We start from the raw sequence: 11,341 nt of genomic DNA on the forward strand, positions 1-11,341 counted from the left end.
GAACTGCCTAATTCTTGGGCGGCGACTGCCTGCCGCTCGTTGACAGCAAACCCCGCCGTTTCTAGGGTGAGAGGCTATCGACTAGGTTCCAGGGGGCGCCGTTGGTGGCGACGCGAGGCGCCCCCGCCTGAGTCGGCAGCAGGTCTCCCCACCGCGGAAGGGCAAGTGGCCCAAGCAGACGATCCCACCGGCCCCGCTGACGGCCACAACCACCCTTCCGCGGCCGCCCCTTCGTCGGCTGCCCCTACCACCGCGGCCAAGCCGTGGGGCGGGGTCTTTGACGCCGCCACCGACGCCCGCGTCGAGGCGTTCAGTGAGAGCGTCTCCTACGACCGCCGCCTCTTCCAGCAGGACATCCGCGGCTCGGTCGCCCACGCCACGATGCTCGCCGCCGTCGGCGTGCTGACCGACGACGAGAAGAACCAGATCATCGAGGGGCTCACCCAGATCGGCTGGGAGATCGCCGCCGGCAAGTTCGTCTTCAAGCAAGAGCTCGAAGACGTCCACATGAACATCGAGCGGGCCCTCGTTGACCGCATCGGCGACGTCGGCCGCAAGCTCCACACGGGCCGCAGTCGCAACGACCAGGTGTCGCTCGACTTCCGCATGTGGGTCCGCGACGCGATCGATCAGCTCGACCAGTTGCTGGCTGACCTCCAGCGGGCGTTCGTCGGCCGCGCCGCCCAAGACGAAGGCGTCATCCTCCCGGGCTACACGCACCTGCAGCGGGCCCAACCCGTGCTGGCGGCCCACTACTGGCTCGCCTACGTCGAGAAGTACCAACGCGACCGCGACCGCCTCGCCGACTGCCGCAAGCGGGTGAACCTGCTGCCGCTGGGCACCGCGGCGATGGCCGGCACGACGATCCCGATCGACCGCCAGATGGTTGCCGATGATCTGGGCTTCGAAGGCCTCGTCGCGAACAGCCTCGACTCGTCGAGCGACCGCGACTTCGCCGTTGAGTTTGTCGCGGCGCTATCGCTGATTGCAGTGCACCTGTCGGGCTGGGCCGAGGAGTGGATCCTGTGGAGCACCACAGAGTTCAACTTCATCAAGCTGCCGCAGCAGTTCTGCACCGGCAGCTCGATCATGCCGCAGAAGATCAATCCGGATGTGCTGGAGCTAACACGTGGCAAGAGCGCGCGGGTGATCGGCTCGCTGCAAAGCCTGCTGGTGCTCACCAAGGGCCTGCCGCTCGCCTACAACCGCGACCTGCAAGAGGACAAAGAACGCGTCTTCGACGCGGCGGACACGGTGCGGAAGTGCCTGGAGCTGGCGGCGCCGCTCGTCGCGGGGTCGGAGCTGAAGCGTGAGTCGATCGCCGAGCGGCTGGACCGCGGCTACCTCGACGCCACCACGTTCATGGAGCACCTGATCCACCTCGGCGTGCCGCAGCGCACCGCGCACGGCATCGTCGGCAAGCTGGTGGGCCAGGCGATGAAGGCCGAGGTGCGGCTCGCGGACCTGCCGCTGGCGGCCTACCAAGAGCTTTGCCCCGAGCTCGACGAGTCGCTCTACAACGTGCTGGGCGTCGAGCACGCGGTGCAGGCGTTCCGCAGCGTCGGCTCGACCCGCCCCGAGCTGGTGGCCGAGCAGGTGAAGCTCTGGAGCCATCGTCTGGGTACGAACGCCGGGTTGGGGATGAACGAGACGAAGCCATCATGAAATCCATCGCGACGTTCACGCTGCTCCTGCTAACGACCGTCGCGCAAGCGGCGAGCCCCGCCGTCGAGGCGACGCTCGCCCTGCCGCGCACGCAGCCACGACACTACGTCGAAGCGGCGCTGACGCTCCTCGACCTCGGCGCGGCGGAGGAAGCGGAGACGATCGTCACCGAGTTCGAGGGTCTGTCGCTATCCGACGAACAGTACGTCGCGCTCGTGGACCAGCTCGGCACGGCGCGGCTGGCGCGGCTCGGCCGAGAAGTCCCCGCCGCCGCCCCGATCGTCGATCAAGCGCTGGCCGCGGCGAGCGCGGCCGCCACGTCGCCCGAGCGAATGCAGGGGCTCGTCGATCGGCTCACCGGCGAACGTGAACAAGCCCTCGCCGCGATCAGTGCGCTGCGGCTCACCGGCAAGGCGGGCGTCGATTACTGCATGGCGCAACTCGCCGAGGCCGACGACCCCAAGCTCCGCGCGCGGCTGCGCGAGGCGCTGGTGGCGCTCGACCCGATCAGCCAGCCGGCGATTTTTGAAGCGACCGGCAGCGACAGCGAAGCGGTCGCCACCGAAGCGGCGTATGCCCTTGGCCGCTTGGCGGAACTGGGCCGTATCCGGACGTCGATCGCCCCGGCGCTAGTGGCCGGACGGGTCGGCAAGCCCGGCCCCGCGGGCGAAGCCGCCCATTGGGCTTATCGCCAACTCACCGGCAAGCTGCCGACGGACGAAGACGCCCTGCGGCGGCTCGATGCGGCGATCGACGAGCTGCTCGCCGGCACGGTGCTCTTCACCGACGGCGTCGAGGCGCCGGCGAACTTCAATGTTCAACTCGCCGCCCGACTTGCTGCGGACCAAGCCGCGTTGCTCCCTGGCGGCAAGCGGCCCGCGCGGCAGGCGCTGTTGCTGGCGCTCGAGACCGGCGACGAAGGGGCGATCGCCACGACTTCGACCGAGGACGTCTCCGCCGTGCTCGGCGACGCGCTCGCTCGCAAACTGCACACGGCCGCCCGGCTCGCCGCCCAGACGCTCGGTCAGCGGGGCGACGAAGCGGCCCTGCACACAGCGAACGGCGAGCTGGCGCCACTCGCCAAGGCCCTCGAGTCGCCCCACCCCGCCGTCCGCTTCGCCGCGGCCGAGGCGATCGTCGCCATCAACCCGCAGCGGCCCTTCGCCGGCTCCAGCCGCTTGGCCGACGCCCTGCTCTACCTCGCCGCCGCCGAGGGAGACGACATCGCCGTCGTCGCCTCGCCGCAACTCGCCCGCGCGGGTGAGACGGCCGGCTGGCTGATGGGCGCGGGGTTCGTCGCGCTGCCAGCGAACCGCGGCGAAGACGCGCTGCGGATCGCCACCGCATCGCCCGACACGACGCTCGTCCTCATCGACATGTCGGTGAGCCTCCCCGGCGCCCGTGAGACCATCTTTCGGCTGCGGCGTTCGCCCGAGACGGCGCTCGTGCCGATCGCGGTGCTCGCCGCTGACGGCCGATTGAGCGAAGCCCAGCGGATCGCCGACGAACACGGCGGCGAAGCGGCGGGCGTCATCGCCCTGGCTAGGCCGCACTCGCCCGAGGCGACCGCGTCGATGGCCCAGCGGCTCGTGGCCCTCGCGCCGGCCGACTGGCCCCACGCCGACGCACGCCTCCGCCACGCCGTAGCGGCGAAGCAGGCGATCGCCGGGCTCCTCGCCGACGGCCCGAGTATCTATGGCTTCGACCGTCGTACCGAACAGGTCGCGGTCGTCGCCGGTCTCGGTAAGAGCGAGGAATCGCTGGCGACGCTGGTGGCGCTCGGCACGCCCGAGAGCCAGCAACGGCTGCTCGACGCCGCGAGCCTCGAAACCCGCCCGATCACCGACCGCAACGCCGCCGCCGACGCCTTCACGGAGAGTGTCCGCACGCACGGCATCCTGCTCACGACCGACCAAATCCGCCGCCAATACGACCGCTACAACCTCAGCGCGAGCGCGCCGGAGGAGACCCAAGCGGTGTTGGGGCGGCTGCTCGATGTGATCGAACGTAAAGGGAAGTAACCGCCAAGACGCCGAGAGCGCAAGGATCGCAAAGAGCAAGTGATCAGCCGGCACGCCTTAGCGTCCGGTTTGAATAATAAGATCAAGATAATGAACCGGGGGGCTAAGGCCCCACGGCTGATAACAGTTAACCCCACCCAAACATCCTTCCCCTGGCGAGCCTTGGCGCTCTTGGCGTCTTGGCGGTTCCAAAAGAAGCCACCCGTGCTCTCGCCCCCCCATAACGGCGCCGCTGCGACCCTGCCGGGCATCATTGGCTCGAGCCAAGCGATGCAGGAGGTGTATCGCAATACGCGGCAAGCCGCGTCGAGCCGGGCGTCGGTGCTGCTGCTCGGCGAGACCGGCACGGGTAAGGAGCTGATCGCCCACGCGCTGCACAAGTTGGGCGAACGCCGCAACCGGCCGTTCATCCGCGTCAACTGCGGCGCCCTCAGCGAGAACCTGCTGGAGAGCGAGCTCTTCGGTCACGTCCGCGGCTCGTTCACCGGCGCCATCGACAACCGCACCGGGCGCTTCGAAGCGGCGCACTCGGGGACCATCTTCCTCGACGAGATCAACAGCACGACGCCGCTCTTGCAAGTGAAGCTGCTGCGCGTGTTGCAAGAGCGCGAGTTCGAGCGCGTCGGTGACACGCAGACGATCCGTGTCGATACGCGCGTCGTCGCCGCCAGCAACCGCGACCTCGCCGAGGAAGCGGCCGAAGGCAAGTTCCGCGAAGACCTCTACTACCGGCTTAACGTCGTGCCGATCTGGCTGCCGCCCCTGCGGCAGCGGCGTGAGGACATCCCGGCGCTCGTGACGCACTTCCTTAACGCCTACAACGAAGAGAACGACCGCTACGTCGTCCACATCGAGCCGCGGGCGATGGAGGCCCTGCAAGACTACGCCTGGCCGGGCAACGTCCGCGAACTCCAGAACTACATCGAGCGCGCCGTCGTCATGGCGCTCGGCGACGAACTCACGTTCGAGCTGCTGCCGCCGGTCGTCCGTGGCGAGTCGAACGCCCCCCGCGGCGCCTTCCGCCGCATGGACTTCGAGTCGCTGGCGGTGCAACTCGTCGAGGAAGGCCTCTCCAAGGCCGACGACGCCGCGACCGACCTCCACGCCCGGATCGTCGACCGTGTCGAACGCGAAGTGATCTCCCAGGTCCTGGGCGCCTGCGACGGCGTCCAGATCAAAGCGGCCCAGCGCTTGGGGATTAACCGCAACACGCTCCACAAGAAAATTAAGGACTACGGGCTCGACGGTGGAGAGGGTGATAGCAGCTCCAAAGCTTCTTGACCAAGCAACGCGTCGAACTTGCGACAAAAAGGGAACGCGGAAAGTTGAAAGTGGAATAATGAATATCTTGGCCTTCTCTTTCCGCCTTCCCCTTTCGCCTTTCCCTTTTCATTGATGGACCTCTCCCGCATCACCGTCCTCTGCTTTGCCGCGAGCTACGCCGTCGCTCTGGGGCTGGAGGCGCTGGCGCTGGTGCGGCGGCGTGGGGGGGGGCAGCTTTCGGCGACGCTTTCGGGGGGACGGCGGTGGGGGACCTTGGGAGTCACCGTCGCGGGGTTGTTTGCCCACTTCGTGTACCTCTCTCTTCAAGCCAGCAAGGCGGCGACGCCGCTGTCGAGCCCCGCTGACTGGTGCCTGATCGCCGGGGCGGTGCTGGCCGCCATCTACTTGGCGATGTCGCTGACGCACTCGCGCTGGGCGGTGGGCTTGTTCCTGCTACCGATTGTGCTGGCGCTCGTGGGCCTCTCACAGACGGCGAGCAGCGAGCCCTTCGCTCCCGAGCGCGCGTCGCGCTTCTGGGGCATGACCCACGGCTGGCTGCTCGTGGCCGCGGCGGCGTCGGTCTCGGTCGGCTTCGTCGCGGGGCTGATGTATCTGCTGCAGAGCTGGCGGCTGCGGCGACGCTTGCCGGCGTCGGAGGGAATCACCCTTCCCAGTCTCGAATGGCTTGAAGGCGCCAGCAGCCGTTCGCTCGCGCTGTCGGTGTGGCTGACCGCTGGCGGGTTCCTGTCGGGGCTCGTGCTGTCGCGTCTCAACCGCGGCGCCGAAGTGGATTATCTGCTGTGGACCGACCCGGTCGTAATCACTTCGGCGGCGCTGCTCGGCTGGCTCTTGGCGGCGGTCGTCTTCCGCTGGGTCTACCCACCCGCACGGACGGGACGAAAGGTCGCGTACCTGACGGTCACCGCGTTTGGTTTCATGGCGATCACGCTCGTGTCGCTGGTGTTCTGGGGCCCCACGCACGGCATGGCGCCGCCGAGCGCGGGGAACCGCGGGGACGTCGGGAGCGCTAGGGATCGCCAAGAAGTAAGATTTGATGGCGAGCCGGCGACGTTAGTCGTCGGTGTGACGTTGGTACCCACTTCCCACCGACGACTAACGTCGCCGGCTCACCGAAGTCTTGTAAACAATCCGCATCGTGGCACTGCCCGCGGCTAGCGCCGACGGCTCAATACAACCTCAATCCCTCAACCTGGCGATCCTTGGCGCTCGAACGCGTCTTGGCGGTTCCCCCACCATGAAACTCCGGATGGTAGGCTGTTCGCACCACCATGCCGGGGCCGACGTGCGCGAACGGCTGGCGTTCACACCCGAGGAAGCCGCCGCGGCGCTGACCGAGTGGCGCGACGTGTTGCCGGGGGCCGAGGGCGTCCTGCTGGCGACCTGCAACCGCGTCGAGTTCTACGCCGCGACGCCGTCGGGCGGGCTGCCGCCGTGCCCGGGGCTGATCGCCCGCCACTTGGCCGAGTCGCGCCGCCTCTGCGTTGACGACGTGCGGCCGCACCTGATCACGCTCCGCGACGAACAAGCCGTGGATCACCTATTCCGCGTCGCGGCGAGCCTCGACAGCATGGTGCTCGGCGAGCCGCAGATCCTCGCCCAGGTGAAGCAGGCGTATGAACTGGCGCGCGACGTCGAATCGGCCGGCCCGCTGACACACGACTGCTTCCAGCGGGCTCTGCGCGTCGCGCGGCGTGTGGCGAGCGAGACCGACCTGCACAAGCACCGCGTCAGCATCCCGAGCGTGGCGATCGCCGATTTCGCGGCGCAGATCTTCGAACGCTTCGACGACAAGCGTGTGCTGGTCATCGGCGCGGGCGAGATGGCGGACGAGACGCTGCGTTATCTCACCGACCAGGGCGCGAAGGACCCGGTGATCGTCAACCGCAGCCTCGAACGCGCCGCGGCGCTCGCCATCGATTGGAAGGGCCGCGCGACGACGCTCGATCGTCTCGTGGACGAACTCGCCGAGGCGGACCTGGTGATCTCGGCGACGGCGGCGGGCGAGCCGATCCTCACGCTCGACAACTACCGCAAGTTCGTCGGCCCGAAGCGTGCACAGCGGCCGCTGTTCATGCTCGACTTGTCGATGCCGCGCGACTTCGACCCGGCGATCGGCCGCGAGCCGGGCGTCTATCTCTACTCGATCGACGACCTCGCCGCCGCGTGCGAACGCAATCGCGAGGCGCGGCGCCGCGAGCTGCCCCGCGCCGAGCGCATCATCGTCGAAGAACGCGACAAGTTCTTCGTGGACGCTCGCCATCGATTGTCGGCGCCGGTGATCGCCCGGCTGCGTGAGGGGCTCGACCTGCCGAAGCGCGCCGAGCTCGAACGGCTCTTCAACAAGCTGCCGGACCTCGACGACGCGTCACGGCGTGAGATCGAGCAGTTCGCCGACCGGCTGGTGAACAAGATGCTCCACCCGCCGATGGAGTCGCTCCGCGACGAATCGCGCGAGGGCTCGCCGCACGGCCTGGTGCGGGCGCTCAGCCGGCTGTTCCGGCTTGAGGACTGACGCATTTAAGTAAATTAACCACAGAGCCACTGAGGGCACTGAGGAAAGCACCGAGAAGAACCCCTCTGTGCGTTACTCCGTGATCTCAGTGGCTCCGTGGTTAATTCGTCGGATCTCAAATTCATTCCAAAAACTCAGCGGCGCGAGGGGGGGACTTCGCGCCGCTGAGGTTGGTTGACTGCGTTGTCGCGGAGGCGATCAGTCCTCTTCGTCTTCGTACTCGTACTCGTCGTCTTCCTCGTCGTCATCGAGGTCGTCGTCGTCTTCGTACTCGTAGTCGTAGTCGTCGTCCTCTTCTTCACCCTCTTCGACTTCTTCCCACTCCTCTTCCTCGTCGTCTTCGAGATCGTCGCCTTCGACGTCGTCGTCCTCGAACTCGTCATCGTCTTCTTCGTACTCCTCTTCGGAGTCGTCCTCGTCCTCGTACTCTTCTTCCTCGTCGTCCTCGAGGTCGTCCTCGTCGGCGTCCTCTTCGTCCTCGACGTCGACGTACTCGTACTCGTCGTCGTCATCGATGGGGGCATACGCCCAGACCACACCGGCGGCGGTCGTGACGCGGAGGTCGTCGAGGTCGAGAGGGGAAGCGGCGGTGAGGGTCGTCGTCATGGGACGGCTTCTTATCGAGTCAGTCGTGCGAGAAACGAGGGTGTGACGGGGAATCGGCGCCGCGGGGGCGAAGTCGTTAGACGAGCTGCCCAATTCTTCGACGCTTTCTCCGTCAACGGAAATCAAACTTCAAGCGGTACAGGCGGTAGGTTCGTTTTGAGTTGTCGGCCCCACGCCCCTTGAGCCTTCACCGCGGCCCGGCAGGTCGTCGAGACTACCCAATCCGTAAAGTTCTAGGAATCGCCCCGTGGTTCCGTACAGGAGCGGTCTGCCCAGTTCCTCCGAACGGCCGACGATACGCAGTAAATCGACCTCTAGCAACTGCCGCAAGACATCGCCGCACCCAACGCCGCGGATCGCCTCGATTTCGGCCCGCACGACGGGCTGGCGATAGGCCACGATCGCCAGGGTTTCGGCCGCCGCGCCGGAGAGCCGCGTCGCCGTCGAAGGGCCCTCGAAAAGCCGCTGGAGCCAGGGCGCGTAAGCGGGCCGTGTGGTCAGCCGCAGGCCGCCCGCGACCTCCGTTAGTTCGATCGCGCTGCGCCGAGCCGCGAAACGGCTCCGCAATTTCGCGACTGCCTCACGGACCTCCGCCACGCCGGCGGCGCCCGTTACGGCGGCGATTTTCTTAAGATTCAGCGGCTCTTGAGCCGCCCAGAGAAGGGCCTCGACCGCGCCAGCGAGATCACCGGGCGTGTCGAGGGCTTCGTTCGACCCATCGTTGGAGGAGTCCATCGGCATCGATTCCGTCCCGGTACACGAACCGGACGCTAACGCGTGCCGGCTGATTCTTGCTGTCAGTAGCGGGGACTTCGCCCTGGGATCGGCCAGCTAGTTGCCCTTTATCGCAGCGTCGACGAACGGACCTCGGCGACGAGCGTCTGGACCGCCTCCTCGGGAGTGGCGCCGATGGCGTCGAAACGCCGCTGGAGGCCCGTAGCGTCGCCGGAGACGGGCGCCGAGGCGGTCGCCCGGTAAACGGTGTCGGCGCCGCGTCCCCAGGCCGCCACGTCGGCCTGCGTGGCTCCAGCGGCCAGCAGCGGGGCGGTGAGCCGCTCGCGCTCGAGGCGTTCGAAGTCACCGTCGAGACGCGACGGGTCTTCCTCCTCAATGGGAGTCAGCCGCTCCGCGGAAAGATCGGCCGACGCCTGTTGCACGGCGCCGTCGTACCTGGCGCCGACAGGCTCGTTCCAAAGCGCGGGGGCCGCCTCAAAAGGCGCCGGCTCGCTCAGCGGGGCCGTCTCGACCGACGCCAGCGAATCGGGCTCCGCGGCGGCCTCACCATTCGCCTGGTTCACCATCGAGGCGACGTAGTCGATCGTTTCGGCCAGCCGCTCGGGCTCGGGCCCATAGCGATACGCCGCCATCGAGCCGACAGCGAGCGTCCCGACCATGATCGTGAGGCGGTAGGCCGTCTGAAACGCGGAGGGCTGCTGGGGCACGGCGGGGGCTCGCGAAAGACCAAAGCGGGGCGGGATACGGGCTGCACGCTAGGGGGTTTTCGCGGGGTGGGGCAAGATCAGTCGGGGGAGCGTTATTAGCCGTGAAGTGGGAGGTGGGAAGTTGGAAGTGGGAGAAATTGGTGGGGTCCGCTCGCGCGTCTCCGACTTCCCACTTCCAACTTCCCACTTCGTGCCATACTGCCCTCATGCCCCCCATGCCGATCTACCTCGACCACAACGCCACGTCGCCGCTGTTGCCGGCCGCGGCGGAGGCGATGCGCGAGGCTTGGGGGACGGCTTGGGCGAATCCCGCTAGCCAGCACGCCGCGGGGCGGGCCGCTCGGCGGGTGTTGGAGACAGCCCGTGAACAGGTTATCCACCTTTTGGGCGGCGACCCGACGGGCCGCGCGCCCGACCGGCTGGTCTTCACGTCCGGCGGGACCGAGGCGAACGCCCTGGCGATCCGCGGCCTGCTAGCAGCCAGCGGCAAGCGGCGGCTGGTGATCTCGGCGATCGAGCACCCGAGCGTCGCCCGTACGGCCGAGCAGCTCGAAGTCGAAGGGGTGCGTGTCGATCGCCTCGGCGTCGGCTCGGACGGCCGCGTACGAGTCGAAGAGCTCGAGGCGCTGCTGACGGAGGCCGCTGACAACATCGGGCTGGTGAGCGTGATGCTCGCTAGCAATGAGACAGGGGTCGTTCAGCCGCTGCACGCCCTTACGCAACTTTGTCGATCCGCGGGCGTTGCGGTCCATTCTGACGCTGTTCAAGCTGCTGGAAAGGGAGAATTGGGATTTAGGAAATGGGGTGGCGACGCGGCGACAATCGCTGCCCACAAGTTCCATGGGCCAGTCGGAATCGGCGCTCTACTTCTGGCGCCTCACGTGAAACTATCACCGCAGTTTATTGGCGGTCACCAACAAGAAGGGCTTCGTGCAGGAACCGAATCAGCCCCGCTCGCGGCTGGCTTGGCCGCTGCACTCAGAGCTGTCCACGGTTCACCACGGTCGTTCCGTTTGCAGATCACTCGTGACCGCCTTGAGGCCGGGATTTTGTCTACTTGGCCCGGCGCTGTGGTGATTGGCGCCGATAGTCCGCGGACGCCCCATTCGACCTGCATCGCGTTCCCCGGCGCCGACCGCCAGGCCCTGGTGATGGCGTACGACCTTGCCGGCGTCGCCTGCAGCACCGGGTCGGCTTGCGCCAGCGGATCGAGCGAACCCTCGCCGACGCTGTTGGCGATGGGCCTCGATCGGGAGCTGGTCGATGGTGCAGTGCGGTTCGCCGTCGGAGCGATGACGACCGAGGCCGAGATCGACGAGGCGATCGAGCGGATCGCCCGCGTCAACGCGGGGCTGCGGGCGAGTCGTAACGACTAACCCCTTCACACCCGTCTGAGCCGTGGGCGCGAGCCCTCGGTGGGTAGCGGGTACCCACCGTCCACCGAGGGCTCGCGCCCACGGCTCAGACTGCTCTGGGGGGTAGCGTAGACATGCGTTTAGGGGCCCAGGAAGGGCCCTTCCAACGCGTTTCGTGTCGCGGTTGGCTGGATGTTCGGCTGGCGCGTCGGAACGCGGCAACGTGCCTCCTCGTGGCTCCTAGGGGGGTCCTACCGCAGCCCCATTTCCGACAATCTTTCGACAATCTTCGGACACGTTATCGACACGTTGTAAACACCGGGAAAAATGGGGGTTTCCTGGACCCTCGGCGCCTCCCCGCGGGGGGCAGAAATCGGGTAGAATCCGGGGCTTCTGCCGAGCGATTTGGGACCCCGACACGGGGGCCTCGCCGGCGCTGCCGCCGCAGGGTTCGCC

At 67.4% G+C, this 11,341-nt stretch carries 9 protein-coding genes; 6 read left to right on the forward strand and 3 right to left on the reverse strand.

Annotated features, from left to right (window positions below):
* Window positions 1-165: 165 nt before the first annotated feature.
* From argH to hemA, 5 genes are all read left to right on the forward strand, one after another.
* A complete protein-coding gene (argH, locus tag Spa11_RS22620; RefSeq protein WP_145116850.1) occupies window positions 166-1,665 on the forward strand; it encodes an argininosuccinate lyase in 1,500 nt (499 codons plus the stop codon).
* Window positions 1,662-3,686 carry a PleD family two-component system response regulator gene (locus tag Spa11_RS22625; RefSeq protein ID WP_145116851.1) on the forward strand — a complete coding sequence of 675 codons (2,025 nt, stop codon included), beginning with the start codon at window positions 1,662-1,664 and terminating at the stop codon, window positions 3,684-3,686. Before argH ends, Spa11_RS22625 begins: the two co-directional genes overlap by 4 nt.
* A 270-nt stretch (window positions 3,687-3,956) precedes the next feature.
* Window positions 3,957-4,967, forward strand: coding sequence for a sigma-54 interaction domain-containing protein (locus Spa11_RS22630; protein WP_231933285.1), 1,011 nt, complete (start codon window positions 3,957-3,959; stop codon window positions 4,965-4,967).
* 114 nt (window positions 4,968-5,081) lie between these two features.
* Window positions 5,082-6,125: a hypothetical protein gene (locus tag Spa11_RS22635; RefSeq protein WP_145116853.1), complete on the forward strand. Its 1,044-nt coding sequence runs from the start codon at window positions 5,082-5,084 to the stop codon at window positions 6,123-6,125.
* A 79-nt stretch (window positions 6,126-6,204) separates the two neighbouring features.
* Window positions 6,205-7,482: a glutamyl-tRNA reductase gene (gene hemA, locus Spa11_RS22640; RefSeq protein WP_145116854.1), complete on the forward strand. Its 1,278-nt coding sequence runs from the start codon at window positions 6,205-6,207 to the stop codon at window positions 7,480-7,482.
* Window positions 7,483-7,680: 198 nt separating this feature from the next.
* Here the strand turns inward: hemA and Spa11_RS23155 are convergent, their stop codons facing one another.
* From Spa11_RS23155 to Spa11_RS22655, 3 genes are all read right to left on the reverse strand, one after another.
* Window positions 7,681-8,088 (reverse strand): hypothetical protein, encoded by a 408-nt coding sequence (locus Spa11_RS23155; RefSeq protein WP_197529603.1) that lies wholly within the window; start codon window positions 8,086-8,088, stop codon window positions 7,681-7,683.
* A gap of 129 nt (window positions 8,089-8,217) precedes the next feature.
* The gene (gene scpB / locus Spa11_RS22650) at window positions 8,218-8,823 is read right to left on the reverse strand and encodes an SMC-Scp complex subunit ScpB (RefSeq protein WP_197529604.1); all 606 of its coding nucleotides are present in this window, start codon (window positions 8,821-8,823) and stop codon (window positions 8,218-8,220) included.
* A gap of 107 nt (window positions 8,824-8,930) precedes the next feature.
* Window positions 8,931-9,530 carry a hypothetical protein gene (locus Spa11_RS22655; protein WP_145116856.1) on the reverse strand — a complete coding sequence of 200 codons (600 nt, stop codon included), beginning with the start codon at window positions 9,528-9,530 and terminating at the stop codon, window positions 8,931-8,933.
* A 206-nt stretch (window positions 9,531-9,736) separates the two neighbouring features.
* Between Spa11_RS22655 and Spa11_RS22660 the strand changes: the two genes are divergently transcribed.
* Window positions 9,737-10,906, forward strand: a complete 1,170-nt coding sequence (locus Spa11_RS22660; RefSeq protein ID WP_145116857.1) for a cysteine desulfurase family protein — start codon at window positions 9,737-9,739, stop codon at window positions 10,904-10,906.
* Window positions 10,907-11,341: the final 435 nt, after the last annotated feature.

Origin of the sequence: Botrimarina mediterranea (assembly GCF_007753265.1) — a bacterium.
Lineage (GTDB): Bacteria > Planctomycetota > Planctomycetia > Pirellulales > Lacipirellulaceae > Botrimarina > Botrimarina mediterranea.